14 protein-coding genes and 1 riboswitch are annotated in these 19,190 nt (G+C 68.4%); of the genes, 7 read left to right on the top strand and 7 right to left on the bottom strand.

Going from position 1 to position 19,190, the window contains the following annotated elements; genetic code table 11:
- Positions 1-399: 399 nt before the first annotated feature.
- Positions 400-873, top strand: a complete 474-nt coding sequence (locus OG819_RS04950) for a hypothetical protein (protein ID WP_266648200.1) — start codon at positions 400-402, stop codon at positions 871-873.
- A 193-nt stretch (positions 874-1,066) separates the two neighbouring features.
- Positions 1,067-1,381 (top strand): Imm1 family immunity protein, encoded by a 315-nt coding sequence (locus OG819_RS59070; protein WP_353963252.1) that lies wholly within the window; start codon positions 1,067-1,069, stop codon positions 1,379-1,381.
- Positions 1,382-2,265: 884 nt separating this feature from the next.
- Here OG819_RS59070 and OG819_RS04945 read toward each other — a convergent pair.
- Complete coding sequence (locus OG819_RS04945) at positions 2,266-3,096, bottom strand: hypothetical protein (RefSeq protein ID WP_266648199.1); 831 nt, start codon at positions 3,094-3,096, stop codon at positions 2,266-2,268.
- Between the two features lie 322 nt (positions 3,097-3,418).
- Between OG819_RS04945 and OG819_RS04940 the strand changes: the two genes are divergently transcribed.
- Positions 3,419-3,544 (top strand): hypothetical protein, encoded by a 126-nt coding sequence (locus tag OG819_RS04940; RefSeq protein WP_266648197.1) that lies wholly within the window; start codon positions 3,419-3,421, stop codon positions 3,542-3,544.
- An 89-nt stretch (positions 3,545-3,633) separates the two neighbouring features.
- Complete coding sequence (locus tag OG819_RS04935) at positions 3,634-9,447, top strand: AAA domain-containing protein (protein ID WP_266648196.1); 5,814 nt, start codon at positions 3,634-3,636, stop codon at positions 9,445-9,447.
- Positions 9,448-9,920: 473 nt separating this feature from the next.
- Here OG819_RS04935 and OG819_RS04930 read toward each other — a convergent pair whose 3' ends face one another.
- Both OG819_RS04930 and OG819_RS04925 read right to left on the bottom strand, forming a co-directional pair.
- Complete coding sequence (locus OG819_RS04930) at positions 9,921-10,340, bottom strand: PIN domain nuclease (protein WP_266648194.1); 420 nt, start codon at positions 10,338-10,340, stop codon at positions 9,921-9,923.
- Positions 10,340-10,594, bottom strand: coding sequence for a type II toxin-antitoxin system VapB family antitoxin (locus OG819_RS04925; RefSeq protein ID WP_266648192.1), 255 nt, complete (start codon positions 10,592-10,594; stop codon positions 10,340-10,342). The genes OG819_RS04930 and OG819_RS04925 overlap by 1 nt, the downstream gene beginning before the upstream one ends.
- 675 nt (positions 10,595-11,269) lie before the next feature.
- On the opposite strand from OG819_RS04925, the gene OG819_RS04920 reads away from it, so the two are divergent.
- Positions 11,270-12,568, top strand: a complete 1,299-nt coding sequence (locus OG819_RS04920) for an ISAs1 family transposase (protein ID WP_266648190.1) — start codon at positions 11,270-11,272, stop codon at positions 12,566-12,568.
- A 141-nt stretch (positions 12,569-12,709) separates the two neighbouring features.
- Here the strand turns inward: OG819_RS04920 and OG819_RS04915 are convergent, their stop codons facing one another.
- From OG819_RS04915 to gcvT, 4 genes are all read right to left on the bottom strand, one after another.
- A complete protein-coding gene (locus OG819_RS04915) occupies positions 12,710-14,077 on the bottom strand; it encodes an L-serine ammonia-lyase (RefSeq protein ID WP_266648188.1) in 1,368 nt (455 codons plus the stop codon).
- Positions 14,078-14,219: 142 nt separating this feature from the next.
- Entirely contained in the window at positions 14,220-15,482 is a 1,263-nt protein-coding gene (glyA, locus tag OG819_RS04910; protein WP_266648187.1) for a serine hydroxymethyltransferase, read from the bottom strand.
- Positions 15,483-15,495: 13 nt separating this feature from the next.
- Complete coding sequence (gcvH, locus tag OG819_RS04905) at positions 15,496-15,873, bottom strand: glycine cleavage system protein GcvH (protein ID WP_266431167.1); 378 nt, start codon at positions 15,871-15,873, stop codon at positions 15,496-15,498.
- A gap of 128 nt (positions 15,874-16,001) precedes the next feature.
- Positions 16,002-17,120, bottom strand: coding sequence for a glycine cleavage system aminomethyltransferase GcvT (gene gcvT / locus OG819_RS04900; RefSeq protein ID WP_266628855.1), 1,119 nt, complete (start codon positions 17,118-17,120; stop codon positions 16,002-16,004).
- Positions 17,121-17,266: 146 nt separating this feature from the next.
- Positions 17,267-17,367, bottom strand: a riboswitch (glycine riboswitch).
- 169 nt (positions 17,368-17,536) lie between these two features.
- Between gcvT and OG819_RS04895 the strand changes: the two genes are divergently transcribed.
- Both OG819_RS04895 and OG819_RS04890 read left to right on the top strand, forming a co-directional pair.
- Positions 17,537-18,214: an AAA family ATPase gene (locus OG819_RS04895; protein ID WP_266634691.1), complete on the top strand. Its 678-nt coding sequence runs from the start codon at positions 17,537-17,539 to the stop codon at positions 18,212-18,214.
- A gap of 153 nt (positions 18,215-18,367) precedes the next feature.
- Positions 18,368-19,153: an enhanced serine sensitivity protein SseB C-terminal domain-containing protein gene (locus OG819_RS04890; RefSeq protein WP_266648185.1), complete on the top strand. Its 786-nt coding sequence runs from the start codon at positions 18,368-18,370 to the stop codon at positions 19,151-19,153.
- Positions 19,154-19,190: the final 37 nt, after the last annotated feature.

Raw genomic sequence — 19,190 nt, 5'->3', positions numbered from 1 at the left:
CCACGCGCCGTCAAACGCATCCACGTCCACGCCTACAGGAAGAAGCTCCCAACCGAAACCACAACCCGCCACCCGGACCCGCCACACATCAAAATCCTGGCCGTTTCTTAAATAAGTGGCATTGCGCCAAGGGGCACCGTGGTTACGATGCCGCAGCTCAAGGCCGTGCGGTTCCCCGTGGTGGCCACTCCAACATCAGATCGCATGTGGGTGGAAATCAAACGGATTCCATCTTCACATCTTGGACGCATGATATTGAGAGGGCCACGGAAGGTGCCCAAGAGCTGAACGAAGAGTGAGTTGGGGAGGGTGTCATATTGCGGGTCAGGGAGGTGGATGTAGATCCTGCAATCGGGCCGTCGAGAAACATTCAGATTCACGGTACCGAGTACGATATGGATGAAGACGAGCACCTCATTGTCGGAGAGTTTCAAGCTCCGGAAGTCAGTTACGATTTCGGAGAGAGTTGGGAAAGCGTTGCAGGGGAATGAGATGCAAAACGTATCCAGAGATGAATTGCTAGCTGCGTTCGAGCTCGATACCGAAGCTGGCGTCGCTGCCAGGAATGCTCTGATCTCCGGAGCGCATTTCGATCTCTGGCTCGACCCGGTCCCAGCAGTGGAGATCCTGGGCATCTGTTCGGCGAGGAAGAGAAACCTGCAGAGGCGTGGCAAGCAGACGCTGGGGTTCACGGAGACCCTCGCGATTCTCCGCCAAATGGGCGAGCAGGGCCTCCTGGTCGCCTATGTGAACGATCGTGATCGAGGGGGATATTACTTTCAGCTCTTTCTTGACCCGGACTCGCTTAAAGTAATCGGATGCATCGGAGTCAATACTTTCTCCGGAGATGACCCCGCCACTGATCGGGTGTAATTGTTAAAAGCAGGCTCGTGATGGCGACTGATAACCGACTGGAGGCACGTTACCGTCGCGCCAGCATGCAGAACCCCGTTCTGCTTTCCACGTCGGGTGACGTGGATAGCGTCATCGACGCCCTGCTGACCGGGCCGGTGCTCCATGATGGGGTGCATATCCTGTCAAGGGATCGACCTCGAACACCGGTAGGATTCCGGAGCACGAGCTGTATGTCGGAGTCAGTAGGGAGCTCCAGGTGGGGGCATTGGCTTTCACGGCGCCTGAGGTCGGACGCGTTGCTTCAGTTGGTGCCCCCGACTCCCGCAGTGGCGTCGCGTATCATGTCGCCGGGCATTGGACTGAGTTTCCAGATAATTCGGAAATTCCAATCTCTCTCGTCAGGGAAGCGGTGAAGGAGTTCCTGCACTCCGGAGGAAGAGTTCCGAATTGCATCGAATGGAAACCTTTTGAAATTTCCGATGAAAATGTAGAGGATGATCCTTGGGGATCCTCCGCCGATCAGTAAATTCTGACGCGACGCTTTGAGCTCGTAACACGATCTTGGCGAGTGTGGTCACGTCATAGCGTTCGTCGGATTCATGCTTGCCTTGGGGGATCCATCAGAGCTTCGGATTGGCCCGGTATGGCTGCTCTCGCTGGCTGCCTGATCGTCTCTGGGTGATGCGGCGTGTGCTTCCGGTACGGTTCGCGGCACTGCACTCGTAATGCGTAGGTCTCGGGTTCGAATCCCGAAGGCGGCTCCATGGTGAACCCCAGGTTAGGCCTCTGACCTGGGGTTTCTTGTTTTCGTTGACCTTGGAATCTCGGCGAATCGGCACTGTCCGTCTGTGCATCGCAATGCGTAGGTCGCCGTTTCACATGCTGTTGTCGATAGGCTGCCGCAAGGCTGTGACCTGCTGTTTTGCTCGGCTGAACCACGGAGCCCGTCAGGTCTCGATATCTTCGTTGGACAGCCGGTGGACAGCTGTGCGTGATGGACAGTCAGGAGTTCTCTCGCCGAGTCCGGGTTCTGGCGCCGGTCGGGCGGTCCGGGTGCTGCGATCAGCGATCTCGGTCTTGTGTCGTTCCGACAGCCGTAAGCGGAATTGGCGGTCCCGCAATACACATGGGGGAACGGCCTCGGGGTGGCGCTCAGCGTCGGAGGGCGACGACCTCGCCCTCCGCGTTCATCGCGCGGAGCCGTCGTGCAGACTGGAGTAGGGAGACTTGCGCGAAGGTGAGCCGGACGTCGTCTGGTAGGGCGACTCGGGACAGCCCTCTGGCGGTCGTGGACGCCTTCGCGGGCACGGCGAGCTCATCGCGAAGCGGCTGAACCCTGGTGGCGTGCTCGCGTTCAGCCATGCAGAGCCCATCGGGGGCTACGAGGGCCCTCAGGCGATGTACGGCAACCTACTGAAGTCCCTCGACCTGATCCTTGGCCCACCACAGGAACGCGGCGGCGTGCTGCTGGTTGGCGAAGCCCTGGCCGACGAGGTCATTCAGGAGGTCGTTGCTCCAGAGGATGAGCCGGCCGAGGGTCCAGTTCACCGACTCGGGTGTCGGCAGCTCCAGTCCGTAGACCATTCGCGCGATCTCGCGCTTGCCGCCCGCCTCCGTCGTGTACTTGAGGATCGTCAGGAACCGGTCGGGGTACATCACGCAGAGAACCCTCGTGAGAAGGGCCTCCTTGAAACCGGTCATGGTGAACGGCTTGGTGCCGTCAAGCAGATGCTGGAGCCGGTCTTCGGGCGGCACGTCGTCAGGGCCGTACAGGAGGTACTCGATCGTCCTGCGGGTCGCCTCCCCGGCCGCGGCATCGCCCATGTCGTTCCACGCGGAGTTGAAGGTGGCTTGATTGCCGGGGCGGGCTCCGACCTCGGAGTTGGCGAAGTCCTTGAGGACTCTGGGATCGCATGCCCACAGCCCGTCGGGGGAGAAGATCCGCTGGTACTTCGACCAGTAGGCCGCCACGTCGGGGGCGAAGTCCGGTTTGACGGTGAGGTACTGCTCCTTCAGCCGAGCCACGCGCTCCAACTGCTCGGGATCGACGTCCTCGGGTTTCGGGAAACGGGCCTTGAGGTCGTCGAAGGTGCGGAGCGGGTTCCTCTGCGGGACGGTGGGCTCCTTGTGCTCCCATTCGTAGCCGCACCGGTGCTTCACGAGACGACGTCCGCCGTCGAGCGTGCGGATCACCTCGATGTTCTCGTCGTCGCTGCACAGTGGACACATGACCAACGCCATGGCTACCCCCGTTCCAACAGTGCTCGTGCCCACCCCGAGCCGATGCACTTGTCCACCCAAGGGTCGCATTCTTGCATTCGCCAAAGGTGGGCGGGATGTGGGGCCATCCAGCGAGACTGGGGTCGGGGACCTCCTGTCCGTCGGATCCGCCTGTCCCCGGCTACGGCTCGTCCTGGTCCTCGGCGCCCCATGGCGGCCTGGGCAGCGCGCCGCCCTTCCCTCGGACACGGATCCGAGCGGGGTGTCTCTCACTACGAGAACTGGAGCGCCGTGCGGGGCAAGGCTGGGCGTCCTGAGCAGCAGCTTCGTTGGTGCGCGGGAGGTGGCGCTGTTCCGCGTCGGCGAACTGGCGGACCAGGTTGTCTACTCGCGCCGCCCGGTCCGCGGGCATGAAGGCGCATTGCTCGAAGGCAACATCCGGACGATCACGCGCATCGCAGCTCAGTAGAGGGAAGTGCCCACCCTTTCAGACGTGCCACGCACATAGGATGCGCACACTCTTCATACTTTGGTTTCATCAGTTCAGCGAGGTGGCTCGTGCCCGCATCCGCCGTGACGCCCGACGATGTTGTCCGCCATGTCTTCCGTTACCTCGCGGAGGTGGGTGAGAGCCGCACCAAGCCGGTGCGGACGCACGACGACGCCAGGCATCAGGTGTGGTTCGCCGACCTGCCCGCGCAGTTCGGCTCCTTCCTCACTGACGCCGTCCCCGGCGACACGCTGTTGTGGCTGCGGGCCGACCGACCCGTACGGCACGAACCGCCGGCTCCGCCGCTGCCGCTCGCCCACTGGCTGGCCGACCGGGAGATCCACGACTCGGCACGGGAAACGCCCCCCGAGCCGCGGGCCGAGACGGACATACCGGCGGAAGAGATCTCCGCCGAGGGAAGCGCACGCACCCAGCACAGCACCGTGTCCCTGGCCGACTCGCCCAAGCGTGACACTGTGTACGACCAGTACCGTGCCTGGTCCCGTGAATGGGAAGGGTGGGCACGTCGCGACCGCGCAATGAAGCCCGTCATACGTGCCTACGACCGCCTCTACCGCCTGTGCGTGGACGCCTCCGAACTCGGCGAGACCTTCGAACTGGTCGTCGGATTCGGCTACCTCACATGGTCGGCGCAGGGCGAGCCGATCCGTCGCCATCTCGTCACTTGCCGGGCCGTCATCACCATCGACCCCGACACCGGAGCCATCACCGTCGGACCCGATCCCGAGCACGGCAGCCCGGTGCTGGAGGAGTCCATGCTCGACCCCGGGCAGAAGGCGCGGGCTGACACTCGTGCCCTTGTACGGCAGGAGCTGGAAGCCGCCGGCGACACCACGGATCCGCAGCTCGCCGACCACCTGCACCGCGCCCTCACCACCTGGATCATCGCGGCCCACGAAGCAGGACGCTACGACCGCGCACCGAATCGGCACCGAGCAGCGGGAGACCCCTTCGTACCGGTCGTCAGCTTCGCGCCGGTGCTGCTGCTCAGAGAGCGCACCCGGCGCAGCATGCTCGAAGCGCTGCGCGCCGTCGCCCTGTCCATCGAGCAAGGCGCCGAGCCCACCGCTCTGCTGCGGGCGATCGCCGGTGCGGGCGGTGACCGCCCGCTGGGGGAACCGGGCAGCGGTGACGCAGCAGGACCGCCGCCGGAGCTGTACTTCGCGCTGCCCTCCAACGACGAACAGCGCACCATCGCCGAGCGGCTGCGGGACCGGGATCTCGTCGTGGTCCAAGGACCGCCCGGCACCGGCAAGACGCACACCATCGCCAACCTGGTCACCGACCTTCTCGCGCACGGCAACCGCGTACTGATCACCAGCCATACGGCACGTGCCCTGAAGGTTCTGAAAGACAAACTGCCCGTCGGCATCCGCGAGCTGTGCGTGAGCCGTACCGACGACGGAGCCGGGCAACTGGAACTGGAGCAGTCCGTCAAGGCCATCCTCGACCGGCAGGGAGACTTCTCCTCACGGGCATACCGGCGACGCATCCAGGAGCACGAAGAGCGCCTCAGATCCGCCCGGTCCGCGCAGGCGCTCGCCCTGAAGGCGCTGCGTGCGCTGCGGGAGCAGGAGACATACCACCATCCGGTCGAGATCGGCGACTACGAGGGAACCCTGGCCCGGATCGCCCAGCGGCTCGCCGAGGAACACCCGCGGTTCGGCTGGATCGGCGCCGTCCCCGCTGACGCCCCGACGCTGAATGCCGAGGTGCTCACGCGCCTGCGCCGTGCGGCGCTCGCCTTCACCGACCGGCACCGTGCTCTCGCCGCATCGGTGAGTGCCGCGCTGCCCGAGCCCGGGCAGCTGCCCACGGTGCCCGCCTTCGCCGAGGCGGTCGAGACGGTCAAGGCGGCAGAGGCCGACCTCGCCGAGCTCCGGCAAGACGGCTCCGTCTCCCGCCTCGACGACGCCGTGTCCGCCCTCACCCCAGCACAGCAGGACCAACTGGCCACCGCGCTCGACCACTTCACTGCCGCAGCCAGGGCGGCCACCTCGATGCCGGCCGCCTGGGCCGCCGAGCTGCGCGACGAAATCCTCACCGGGCAGGACCTCGGCGCGCGCAGCCGCCACGAGCGCACCACCGCGGCCCTGACCATGATCGAGGAGGCGGAGCGTGCCCTCGGCGCCACCCTGGTCACTGGGCTGGAGGCGTACGACGTGCCGACGGCCCTCGGTCTCGCCAGCACCCTCCGGGACGGGCTCGCGTCCGGTGCGAAGCTGCGCGGAGCCCTGGGCATGAAGACCAAGCTGCGCAAGGCTGTCGGCGACTTCCCCGAGACCGTGCGCGTCGACGGCCGCGCCGTGGAGACAGCGACCGCCGCGTCCGCCGTGCTGCACCGCGTCAGGCTGGAGCGGCACCTCCAGGACATCGAACAGGAGTGGGGCGACGGCCACGACGCATGGCAGGCCACCGCCCGGCGCACCGCCCGGCTGCGCCAGGACATCGCCACCCTCACCACTCTGACCGCTCTCGCCGACATGCGCCACGCCGTGGTCGGCACAGCCGCAGCCGCACCAGGGCTGGTCGGCGTCGGCTGGGGCGACCCGGAGCGGGCCGCCACCGTGCGAAACCTCCTGAAGGCCAGAGCAGCGCGCAGGAACGCCGACCCTGCCCGCACTCTGATCGACGACGCCCTGCGTGTACTGCGCGCCGCGGCCCACCGCAGGGGGGCCTCGGCAGCCCTGGAACGAGCCCGCGCCGCGGTCGAGTCCCGTGACCCGGCGGCCTATAGCGCCGCGGTGAACGACGTGGACGACCTGCGGGAGGCATTCGCGCGCAAGAAGGCATGTGACGACGCCTACCGGCTGGCCGCGGCCGAACTCCCAGACCTCGCCGACAGAGTGGAGTCCACACCCGAGGACGACGAGTGGGACACCCGGCTCGCGGACTTCGAGGCCGCGTGGGCGTGGTCGGTCTGGTACGACCGTATGAAGGAGCTGACGGCCCCGGAGGCCGAGGCCCGGCAGATGCGGCTGCTCGCCGAGGCGGACGTCGAGATCCGCATCGGCCTGGAACGGCTGGCGGCCGACAAGGCCTGGTTCAGCTGTCTGTCCCGGCTCACGGACGACCAGGCCGTGGCCCTCACCTCGTACCAGCAGAACGTCCGCAAGCTGGGCAAGGGCACCGGCAAATACGCGGCCACCTACCGCAGACAGGCCCGGGAGAGCTTGCAGGCCAGCCAGGCGGCGGTGCCCGCCTGGATCATGCCGCTGCACCAGGTGACCGAAACCGTGCCGATGGACCAAGCCGGTCGCTTCGACGTCGTGATCGTCGACGAGGCCAGCCAGTCCGGCCCCGAGACGCTGCTGCTCGCCTGGCTGGGCGCGAAGGTGATCGTCGTCGGCGACGACCAGCAGGTCAGCCCCGCCCAGGTGGGCGTGGACCACGACGAGCAGTTCGCACTCCAGCGACGGCTCCTCGCCCAGTTGCCCGCCGCCCGCCGCAACCTGTTCACACCGACCGCCAGCCTCTTCGACATCGCGTCCGGTCTGGCCGGAGGCCGCGGCAGACTGATGCTCCAAGAACACTTCCGGTGCATGCCGGAGATCATCGGATTCTCCAACGAGCTCTGCTACGGCGGCCGGCTCCAGCCGCTGCGACAGTACGGCGCCGACCGGCTGCCGCCCCTGCGCCCGGTGCACATACCCGATGGCTACGTCGAAGGCAGCGGACAGAAGCAGATCAACCGGCCCGAGGCAGTGCGGCTGGTGGAGGAGGTCGCCCGGTGCATCGCCGACCCCGCCTACGCAGGGCGCACCATGGGGGTGATCACCCTGCTCGGCGCGGGGCAGAAGTACCTCATCGAAGACCTGCTGGCCGACCGGATCCCGCTGGACCAGAGACAGCGCCGACGCCTGCGCGTGGGCAACGCCGAGGAGTTCCAAGGCGACGAGCGCGACATCGTCTTCATCAGTACGGTCGTATCGCTCACCGGCCCCGACGGGCCGCGCCGCATCGGCCACTTCAGCAGTTCCCTGAACCGGCAGCACCTCAACGTGGCTGCATCCCGGGCCCGCGACCAGGTGTGGTTGTTCCACAGCTTCACCCTCACCGAACTCGGCGAGACCGATCTGCGGCGTGCCTATCTGGACTGGTTCTCCCGCCCGGCCGAGGAGCAGAACGGCCTCGGACTCGGCGAGGTCCGGCCGGACGTTCCGCACGAGGCCTTCGACAGCCTCTTCGAGCAGCGTGTCTACCTGGCTCTGCGGGCCCGGGGCCACCAGGTGCGGCCGCAGTATCCGGCCGGCCGCTACCGCATCGACCTCGTCGTCGAGGGCGGCACCAGACGCCTTGCCGTGGAGTGCGACGGCGACGCGTTCCACACCGAGGAGAACGCCGACGCGGACGCGGCACGCCAGCGCGAACTGGAGCGCGTGGGATGGACGTTCGTCCGCATCCGGGGCAGCCGCTTCTTCCTCGACCCGGAGCGGGCACTCGAACCGCTGTGGGCGGAACTCGACCGACTCGGCATCGAGTCGGCGGCGTACCCACTTGGCGGCGGGCTGCGGGCAGCGTCGCCCTTGAACCGAGCCCCTGAGGACAGCGTTGCGGGCCCGACCGGTGACCTTGTGGACCCGACCGGGGACGGCGGCACGGTCCCCGACGGCGGTACGGTTCCGACAAGCGACGGCAGTACAGTCCCCAGGCGCGACGGCGACACGGACCCGATCGGCCACAGCCCTACGGTCCCTACCGGCCACAGCGACGACGCCCCCATTGGCAGCGTGGAGCCCGACGTCATCGAGAGACTGATGCGCGGCGCATCCAATGCGGGCGTCATCAGTCAGCGGGCCTTCGCACTGGAGGCGGACCGACTCGGGCTGAGGACCGATGAACAGCGGCAAAGGCTCCGTGACGGGCTGGCCGCTGCTGGCATTCACGTAAAAGTGTCGCGCCGGGGAGGCGTGAACCTCCATCCCCCGCACGGCGCCGAGGAGGCGCAGCCCCAATTCGTGACCGTGGCACGGCTGCACCGCGACGAGGTCAATGCAGCCCAGCACGCGTTCAGCATGCGGGCGACCGTGCCCGAGGCCGCACGGTTCCTCGGGGGAGCGGGTGTGCCAGGCTTCCCGGGGGCCGACGCCGTGGACATCCTGCGCGAGGGGCATGCCGTCGTGCGGGTCGCCCACCCCGAGGTACACGCGATGATCCGCGCCGCGATCGCCCATGCCGACGTACCGGTGCTGGGAGACGACGGCCAGGTGGGGCTGGCGCGGCACCACGCGCCTGGCTCCTCCGGCGCTTCCGACGGCCGTACGACGGAACTGCTGCGTGCACGACCGACGGCTGACCGGGCCCCGGTGAAGAGTCTTCCGGCCGTGCCGCGGCAGCCGACCCACGGCGACGAACCCACCCCCGTGACGGGCTCCGCGGTGCCGGGCGGTGCCGGGTCCTCTCTCCGTCTCCCGATCGACCGGCTCAGCGTCTCTGCCCATCGACGGGTGCAGCGCGAGCTCCAGCGCGTGCAGGACGCGCTGGACCAGCCGCTTCCGGAGATCGTGGCCGTGGACTCGTCGTCCAGGAATGCCCAGCTGGCCGATCACGACAGGCGGCGCCAGGCCCTGCAGGAGCGGCGCAGTCACCTGCGTGCCCTGCTCGACCAAGTGGTCCCTGACTCCTCCCTGACGGGCGGGGCGATGGTCGTCCCTGGATGCCTCGTCGGAGTCGAGGACCCGGACGAGCCGGGCATCATGACGTACGAGATCGCGATGCTCGCGGGTGACGAGGCGGAGCGGTTGAGCCCTGACACCCCGCTGGGGAAGGCCCTGATGTGGCGAGAGGTCGGGGACGAGGTGAGCTGGCAAACGGAGCGGGGCACGCGCATGCGCGTCATCGTCCGGTACATCCAGGACTGAGAGACCGCAGCGGAGCGGGGCTGCGCAGCGGCTGCGGGGCGGTCCGTACCTGGTTGTGCCCAACAGCCCTGCGTCCCGCCAGGCCAGTTTGCTGGCGTGCGTGACCCGGGAGCGCTCCGCAGCCGTGGTGAGCCGGACGCGCTCTATCGCCACTCGCGGCCCAGTCCTCCAGCGCCATCAGGTAAAACCGGCGGATACGGAGCGTCAGGCCGGTGGCGACGGGCTTGGTCGCCGTCCCGAGCAGAGGTGGAATAGGCGGAGGGGGCGCTTGCGATCGGCGCCAGGAAGAAGATGGCGAGGGCCAGTTCGACGAGGCTTACCCCGGCGATCCAGCCCAGGACCCGCAGGGATCCACGCAGAGCCAGGCTGTACAGGGTGACCAGCGCGCTGGCGCAGGCCAGCTGCCGAACTCCCCAGCGACCATTCGATGAGGGACACCAGACAACTCATCGGAGGTGGGAAGGCCAGCATTCTCATCGGTCGGCGCTGCCGGGCGAGACGACCCATTCGGTGGGTTGGCCGGTGAGGGAGGCGATCATGTCGAAGTCGCCGTCGTAGTGGAGGACCGTCCGCCGGTGCAGTTCTGCCGTGGCGGCGATCAGTAGGTCGGGGAGGGACAGGGCGCGGTGGAAGCCCGCGTTGAGAGCGTGGCGCTGGACTTCCAGGGCGCGGGCGAAGGCGCGGTGGTCGGCGTGGAGGTAGTCGAAGGCGTGGAGCCAGGTGCTGATCCGTGTCGCCTCCGAGCTGTCCCGTGCGGAGTGGATCATCTCGTACTCGGTGGGCTGGCACACGGCGAGGAGGTAGCGCTCGTGCAGGGGCTTGAGTACGTCCTTGACGTTCGGCTTCGTCCAGCGGGCGAGGGCGGACTTGTCGATCAGGTAGCGGTCCTGCATCAGGCGGCCCGGCCTCCGTCCCGGTCGCCGTCGCGCTTGAGGGAGCCGTCCGCGTTGCGGGGCCCGGTGTTCTCGACGATCTCGCTGAAGTCGAGCTCGCCGGCCTCTATGGCGTCGAAGCCCTCTTGACGAAGGTGCCTCTTGACGGCGTCTTCCATGGCGAGGCGGACGGCTTTGGCCTTGGTCTTGGTGCCGAAGATGCGCATGGCCTCGGTGACCATGTCTTCGTCGAGGTCGATGACTGTTCTGGCCATGTGGATGCTTCCTCCGCCGCTAGTCCTGTCAGCGAAATGATACCTCTTGTTGTCAAAAATAGATGTCGTTTCGCTCGGAGATCTCGTCGCGGGTGGAGGCTGCGACGTTCGTGGTGAAGTGCTGCGCGGCTCCTTGTCTGAACTGGACAGCCGTGCCTTGCGTCAGGTTCCGCCCCTGTCGGGGGTCTCGCCAGAAGCGATGGGACGGCGAGAGGGGCCTGGTCAAGTGGTCCTGCCGGTGGACAGTCGGTGGACAGACGCCTGTGGACAGTGCATCACGGGGCGGCATGGGCCAGCCTGCTGCATGTGCCCTGATCAGGAGAAACGTCATTGGGCGGCATGACGCGTCAGCAGGCAACATGATCGCTCACGGTCTCGTAATGCGTAGGTCTCACTACCTCGCGTGCACCGACCGCACTCAACGCCCTAAGGCGGACTCAAGAGCGCCGGGCCGGTCCTGAAGTCGGCCCGTGCACCACCGCAAACAGCGACGCGCCCCGGGGGGCATCCCAGGGACTTTCCAGGGACTTTCACGTCTGTCCCAGGGCACGGCCCCGGCGTAGTTCTCCCTTGAGTTGTTCTGCCCCGGTTTGATGTGGCTGGTTGCAGGACGAGCGCGACTTCTGATGATCTTTCAGGTCTCTACGCCAAAAGATCGTCACAGGAGTCGCGCTCGTGCCCGCATCTTCGCCGATCCCCCCTGCCGTTGGCCAACTCGCGGACCTCGCCCGGGGGGAGGCCGAGCTCGCCACCGACCCGACGACAGTGGAGTCCGAACTGGTCAGCAGGTTGCGGCAGGTCCCGGACCTGCGCGCGAAACGTGGCCGACGCCACGCCCTGGTGGTGATCCTGACACTGACCGCGTGCGCGACGCTGGTGGTCGGCGGCGACTCGATCGCCGCGATCTGGCAGTGGGCGGCCCGTGCCCCGCAGACGAACCTGGCCAGTATCGGCGCTCGGTACAACCCGCTGACCGGCCGTTACCTCGTACCCAGCGAGCGCACCTTCCGGCGCGTGCTCACCCATCTGGACACCGACGCCCTGGACACGGCAACCTGCGGACACGTCGCGGACCTCGCCCGCGGCACCGTGCCGGCGCCGGAGATCCCCGCCACCCCGGGACCAGCGGAACGCGAACAGCGCCGCACCGCCCAGCGCGCAGCCGAGCACCCGGCGCCAGAGGGGCTGCTGCCCGCCGCGGCCCTGGACGGCAAGGCCCTGACCGGCGCCCGCACCGAGAGCGGGCGGGTCTTCCTGGTCGGCGCGATCGACCACGCCAACGGCGCGGTCCTGGGCCAGAGCCAGGTCCCCGACAAGCGCGGCGAGGGCGAGGCAGCCCGGGCCCTGCTCACCCGACTCGGCCTGGACGGAAGGGTGTTCACCCTGGACGCGCTGCACACCACGAAGAAGACCGCCCGCCTGATCACCGGCCCCCTCGGCAGCCACTACGTCCTGATCCTCAAGGGCAACCAGCCCCTCGCGCACGCCGCCGCCCAGATACTGCTGACCGGCACGGACACCGACTTCACCGAGACCACCGCGACCGAGACCGACCGCGGGCACGGCCGCACCGAACGCCGCACCCTGCGCACCGCACCCGCCGGCCACACCCTGTTCCCCGGCGCATCCCAGGTCTTCCGCCTCCGCCGCGACACCGGCAACCTCGACGGCGAATGGACCAGCAAAGAGATCGTCTTCGGCGTCACCAGCCTGCCGCCCGACGTCGCCGGCCCCGCCCACCTCAACCATTACGAGAGGTCCCACTGGACCGTGGAGAACAAGATCCACTGGGTGCGAGACGTCACCTTCCGGGAAGACAACTCCCAGGTCAGGACCGGTACAGCACCCCGAGCCCTGGCCAGCTTCCGCAACCTGGCGATCAGCACCATCCGCCTCGCCGGACGCGCCAACATCGCCCACGCCCGCCGCGACCTCCTCCGCCACAAGGACGCCTTCGCCGTCTACGGCATCTGATCAACCGGCACGGAACCGGACATCACACAACTACGCCGGGGCCGTGTGTCCCAGGGAGGTTCCAGGGACTTTCCGCCGCGTAAGCAGGGAAGGTCCTGACAGCGCTGAAAGATACGAACGCGCTGGTCAGGGCCTGTTTCCCTAGCACTCGATGATGTTCACCGCGAGCCCGCCCCGGGCCGTCTCCTTGTACTTGACGCTCATGTCCGCGCCCGTCTCCTTCATGGTCTTGATGACCTTGTCGAGGGAGACCTTGTGGGAGCCGTCACCGCGCATGGCCATGCGGGCCGCGGTGACCGCCTTGACCGCCGCCATGCCGTTGCGTTCGATGCAGGGGATCTGGACGAGGCCGCCGACAGGGTCGCAGGTGAGGCCGAGGTTGTGTTCCATGCCGATCTCGGCGGCGTTCTCGACCTGTTCGGGGCTGCCGCCGAGGACCTCGGCGAGGGCGCCCGCGGCCATCGAGCAGGCTGAGCCGACCTCTCCCTGGCAGCCGACCTCGGCGCCGGAGATGGAGGCGTTCTCCTTGAAGAGCATCCCGATGGCGCCGGCGGCGAGCAGGAAGCGCACGACGCCGTCCTCGTCCGCGCCCGGGATGAAGTTGATGTAGTAGTGGAGGACCGCGGGGATGATGCCCGCGGCGCCGTTGGTGGGGGCCGTGACCACGCGGCCGCCCGCCGCGTTCTCCTCGTTCACCGCCATCGCGTAGAGCGTGATCCACTCCATCGCGTGGGCCAACGGGTCGCCCTCCGCCCGGAGCTGGCGGGCCGATACGGCGGCGCGACGGCGGACCTTGAGGCCGCCCGGCAGTATGCCCTCGCGGGACATGCCCCGGGAGACACACGCCTGCATCACACGCCAGATGGCGAGGAGGCCCTCGCGGATCTCCTCCTCGGTGCGCCAGGCCCGTTCGTTCTCCAGCATCAGGGCGGAGATCGACAGGCCGGTCTCCTTCGTCAGCCGCAGCAGCTCGTCGCCCGTGCGGAACGGGTATTTGAGCACCGTGTCGTCGAGCTTGATGCGGTCCTCGCCCACCGCGTCCTCGTCGACCACGAAGCCGCCGCCGACCGAGTAGTACGTCTTCTCAAGGACGAGTGCGCCGGAGGCGTCGTACGCGAAGACCGTCATGCCGTTCGCGTGGTACGGCAGGGCCTTGCGGCGGTGCAGGACCAGGTCGTCGTCGAAGGAGAAGGGGATCTTGTGCGTGCCGAGGAGTGAGAGACGGCCCGACGACTTGATCTGCTCCACGCGGTCGTCGGCGCCCTCCACGTCCACCGTTCGCGGTGACGCGCCCTCCAGACCCAGCAGCACCGCCTTGGGGGTGCCGTGGCCGTGGCCGGTCGCGCCCAGGGAGCCGTACAGCTCTGCCCGGACGGAGGCCACCGAGTCCAGCAGCTCTTCGTTGCGCAGCCGGCGGGCGAACATGCGCGCCGCACGCATCGGGCCCACCGTGTGGGAGCTCGACGGGCCTATGCCGATCGAGAACAGGTCGAAGACCGAGATGGCCACGGGGACTCCTCACAACAGGGGTGGTGCATGGGGGCGGGCGCCGCGCACAGCTCCGGTTCCAGTGTGCGCGGCGTCCTGGTGAATCGTACGTTCCGTGCGAATTTCTGTACGAAAGTGAACTTTCGCAGGAACTGGTTCTGTACTACTTCAGGCCGGGGTACAGCGGGTGCTTGTCGGCCAGGGCGGACACGCGGGTCTTCAGGGACCGCGCGTCGTAGGAGGGCTTCAGCGCCTCGGCGATGATGTCCGCGACCTCGGTGAAGTCCTCGGCCCGGAAGCCGCGGGTGGCGAGGGCGGGCGTGCCGATGCGCAGGCCGGACGTGACCATCGGGGGGCGCGGGTCGTTCGGGACGGCGTTGCGGTTGACCGTGATGCCGACCTCGTGGAGACGGTCCTCGGCCTGCTGGCCGTCCAGCTCGGAGTTGCGCAGGTCGACCAGGACCAGGTGCACGTCCGTGCCGCCGGACAGGACGTCCACGCCCACGGCCTTGACGTCGTCCTGGACCAGGCGCTCGGCCAGGATCCGCGCGCCGTCCAGCGTGCGCTGCTGGCGCTCCTTGAAGTCGTCGGAGGCGGCGACCTTGAAGGAGACGGCCTTCGCGGCGATCACGTGCTCCAGCGGACCGCCCTGCTGGCCGGGGAAGACCGCGGAGTTGATCTTTTTGGCGAGCTCGGCGGTGGACAGGATCACGCCACCGCGCGGGCCGCCCAGCGTCTTGTGGGTGGTGGTCGTGACCACGTGGGCGTGCGGCACCGGGTTCGGGTGCAGGCCCGCGGCCACGAGGCCCGCGAAGTGCGCCATGTCGACCATGAGGTACGCGCCGACCTCGTCCGCGATCCGGCGGAACGCGGCGAAGTCCAGCTGGCGCGGGTAGGCCGACCAGCCCGCCACGATCAGCTGCGGCCTGGACTCCTTGGCGAGGCGCTCGACCTCGTCCATGTCGACCTGGCCGGTCTCGTCGTTCACGTGATAGGCGACCACGTTGTACAGCTTGCCGGAGAAGTTGATCTTCATGCCGTGGGTGAGGTGCCCGCCGTGCGCGAGGTTCAGACCCATGATCGTGTCGCCCGGCTTCAGCAGCGCGAACATCGCCGCCGCGTTGGCCTGGGCGCCGGAGTGGGGCTGCACGTTCGCGTGCTCGGCGCCGAAGAGCGCCTTGACGCGGTCGATGGCGATCTGCTCGACGACGTCGACGTGCTCGCAGCCGCCGTAGTAGCGACGGCCCGGGTAGCCCTCGGCGTACTTGTTGGTCAGGACCGAGCCCTGGGCCTCCATGACCGCGACCGGAGCGAAGTTCTCCGAGGCGATCATCTCCAGGGTGGACTGCTGGCGGTGCAGCTCGGCGTCGACGGCGGCGGCGACGTCCGGGTCCAGCTCGTGCAGGGGCGTGTTCAGAAGCGACATCAGTCAGAAGTCCTTAAGAGCCGGAGAACTCGGTGTACTCGTCCGCGGAGAGCAGGTCGGCCGGCTCCTCCGCGACGCGTACCTTGAACAGCCAGCCGCCCTCGAAGGGGGCGGAGTTCACCAGGGACGGGTCGTCCACCACGTCCTGGTTGGCCTCCACCACCTCGCCGGTGACCGGCGCGTACAGGTCGCTGACCGACTTGGTCGACTCCAGCTCGCCGCAGGTCTCGCCCGCGGTCACCGTGTCACCGACCTCCGGAAGCTGGGCATAGACGACATCGCCGAGCGCGTTGGCCGCGAACTCGGTGATGCCGACCGTCGAGACGCCGTCCTCGGCGACCGACAGCCACTCGTGCTCCTTGCTGTAGCGCAGCTGCTGGGGGTTGCTCATGGCCTGAATTCTCCTGTACGCGGGGGAGTGCGGATGAACGGGATGACCGAGTGGTCTTGGGATACGAGACGTGACACAGCGGCGTGCGTCACGTGGGCGCGCTGGACGGGGCCCTTTCGGCCCCGAAGCTACTTCTGGCGCTTGTAGAACGGCAGCGCCACGACCTCGTAGGGCTCATGGCTGCCCCGGATGTCCACGCCGACCCCGGCCGTGCCCGGAGCGGCGTGCGCGGCGTCGACGTACGCCATCGCGATCGGCTTGCCCAGCGTCGGGGAGGGGGCGCCGGAGGTGACCTCGCCGATCACCTTGCCGCCGGCGACGACCGGGTACCCGGCGCGCGGTACGCGACGGCCCTCGGCGACGAGCCCGACGAGTACCCGCGGGGGGTTCTCCTCGGCGCGGGAGGCGGCCTCCCGGAGCGCGGTACGCCCCACGAAGTCGCCCTCCTTCTCGAACTTCACGACCCGCCCGAGCCCCGCGTCGAAGGGGGTGAGCGCGGTGGTCAGCTCATGCCCGTACAGCGGCATGCCCGCCTCCAGGCGCAGCGTGTCGCGGCAGGAGAGACCGCAGGGGACGAGACCGACGGGCGCGCCCGCCTCCGTCAGCGCCTGCCACAGCTTCTCGGCGTCGGACGGGGCGACGAACAGTTCGAAGCCGTCCTCGCCCGTGTAGCCCGTGCGGGCGATCAGCGCCGGGACGCCAGCGACGGTGCCCGGCAGACCCGCGTAGTACTTCAGCCCGTCCAGGTCGGCGTCGGTCAGCGACTTGAGGATGCCAGGGGACTCGGGGCCCTGCACGGCGATCAGCGCGTACGCGTCCCGGTCGTCGCGCACGAGGGCGTCGAAACCGGCGGCGCGCTCGGTCAGCGCGTCCAGCACCACCTGGGCGTTGGAGGCGTTCGCGACGACCATGTACTCGTTTTCGGCCAGCCGGTAGACGATCAGGTCGTCCAGGATGCCGCCGTCCTCCTGGCAGATCATCGTGTAGCGGGCGCGGCCGACGCCGACGGAGGCGATGTTGCCGACCAGCGCGTGGTTCAGAAGGGCCGCGGCCTGCGCCCCGGTGACCGTGATCTCGCCCATGTGCGAGAGGTCGAAGAGACCGGCCCGGGTGCGCACGGCGAGGTGCTCGTCGCGTTCGGAGCCGTAGCGCAGGGGCATGTCCCAGCCCGCGAAGTCGGTCATCGTCGCGCCGAGCGAGCGATGCAGGGCATCGAGTGCGGTGAGACGGGGTGCGTTACTGCTCATCGGTGGGGCTCCCAAGGCATGACGGCGAGGTCGTTCCTCCCCATCTGTCATCGGAACCTGAGAGGTTCATCACGACCCCGCGAACGGAGGTCCTGACTTGCACCTTGGGTGGAGCCACCGGACAGTGGCCCGCTTTTCAGATGTGCCTCGCCCGCGCGGTAACGGGGCCTGAGAGATTCAAGGGAGGGACTTGCTCCTTCGGCGCCCGGGTACCCGAAGGTTCCCGGAACTCTCCCGCGCGGATTCAAGCGGCCGGTATGCAGTTGGCGGGCACATCATCGCACGCGCCGTCCCGATCACGGCAGTCCGCATCTGTAACCGGCCTGTGGCAGTCCGCGTACGGAAACGAGAGACACCGCGCATTACCTTCTCTTTACACTCGACGGGGATGGGACTCCACACCCAAGGGGAGGACGATCACGGTGAACAGGACCACGGCGTACGCCACGACCTCGGGCCTCGCGCTGCCCGAGCAGCCCGGCGCCCCGGCCGGGGCCCGGGAGGTCCGCGGAGCGCTTCCGGCGGCCGTCGTCCGCGACCTCAGGGAGCGCGCGGGACACTCTCCGCACGGTCTGTACTTCGGAGCGGCCGACGTCGTCGTGGTCACCGGGTTGCCCGGCAGCGGCAAGTCGACCCTGATACGCCGGGCCGTCGAAGGCCCGCGCGTCGACTCCCAGGACACCCGGGACCGCTGGGACGAGCGGACGGCCGGATGGCTGCCGTACGCCGTCTACCGCCCCCTCGTCCGCCTCGCGCACTACGCGGGCCTGCGCCGCGCGCTGCGCTCGGGCACCGGGGTCGTCGTGCACGACTGCGGTACACAGGCCTGGGTGCGGCGCTGGCTCGCCCGCGAGGCCCACCGCCGCGGCGGCACTCTCCACCTGCTGCTGCTCGACGTCACGCCCGGTACGGCGCTGGAGGGCCAGCGCGAGCGCGGTCGGGGCGTCTCCCGGTACGCGTTCGCCCGTCACCGGGGCGCGGTCGCGCGGCTGCTGCGCTCCGTCGAGCGGGGTGACCTGCCGGAGGGCTGCGGCTCGGCGGTGCTCCTCGACCGTGAGGCGGCGGACGTACTGCGGCGGATCGACTTCGGGTGACCGGCAGCGGCAGAGAGGGGTGGACAGTGGCCGGGAGCGACGGATGGTGGCCGAGAGCGGCCGAGAGCGACTGGGAAGTCGTACAGGCCCACTAATCTTTCCAGCCAGAACACCAGAACAGTGGTTCACCGCAGGCGGTAGACAGGTAGACAGATGGACTTCCCCGACTTTCCGGAATTTCCGGCCTCAGCGCACCCCCACCCGCACGGCGGATGGCCGGGCAATGAACTGGAGGAGGTGCTCTCCGCGTCTCTCGGAGTGCCCACCGCCGGTGGCCGCATCGTCGAGGTCCTCGGCCGCAGCTTCGTCTGGGTGCCGCTGCCCAACGGCGGCGGACCGGACGCGGCGGCCCTCGACCTGCCCACCCTGGAGATCGAGGGCCAGGTGTACGTGCCGGTCTTCAGCTCCGAGGAGCAGTTCCGCCAGGTCGTCGGCAGCCATCTGTCGTACACCATCGCGCCCGCCGTCGAGTTCGCCCGCGGGTTGCCCCCGCAGGTCGGCATCGCGATCAACCCGGACGGGGTGGTCGGCGTGCCGCTGCCGCCCCTCGCGGTCGCCGAGCTGTGCCGGGCCGGGCGCACCCCGCTGGACGGGCCCACGACCGGCGGCCGGGTGAGGCTCTTCGAGCCCGACTGGCAGGACGACCCGGTGGACTTCTTCGCCGCCGCCTCGGCCGAGTTCGCGGCGACGGGAGTCGTACTGACCGCCCGCCGCTGTCTTGCCAGCATCGAGGGCGATGACCCGGTCATGTTCGTCGGGGTCGAACTCTCCCTGTGGGAGGGGGACCTCCGGGCACTCCCCATGGACGCGCTCGCCCGCGCCCTCGCCCGGGTCGCGGTCAAGTGGCCGGTGAACCTGGTCCTGCTCGACGTCGCCCAGGACCCGGTGGCCGACTGGATGCGTGCCCAAGTGCGGCCCTTCTATCAGCAGGCTCAGTAGGAGCGCCCCCAAAGAGGCGCGGGGCTGTGACCGATTT

The sequence above is a fragment of the Streptomyces sp. NBC_01549 genome (assembly GCF_026339955.1).
Taxonomy (GTDB): domain Bacteria; phylum Actinomycetota; class Actinomycetes; order Streptomycetales; family Streptomycetaceae; genus Streptomyces.
This window is presented reverse-complemented; position numbering and strand designations above follow the sequence as displayed.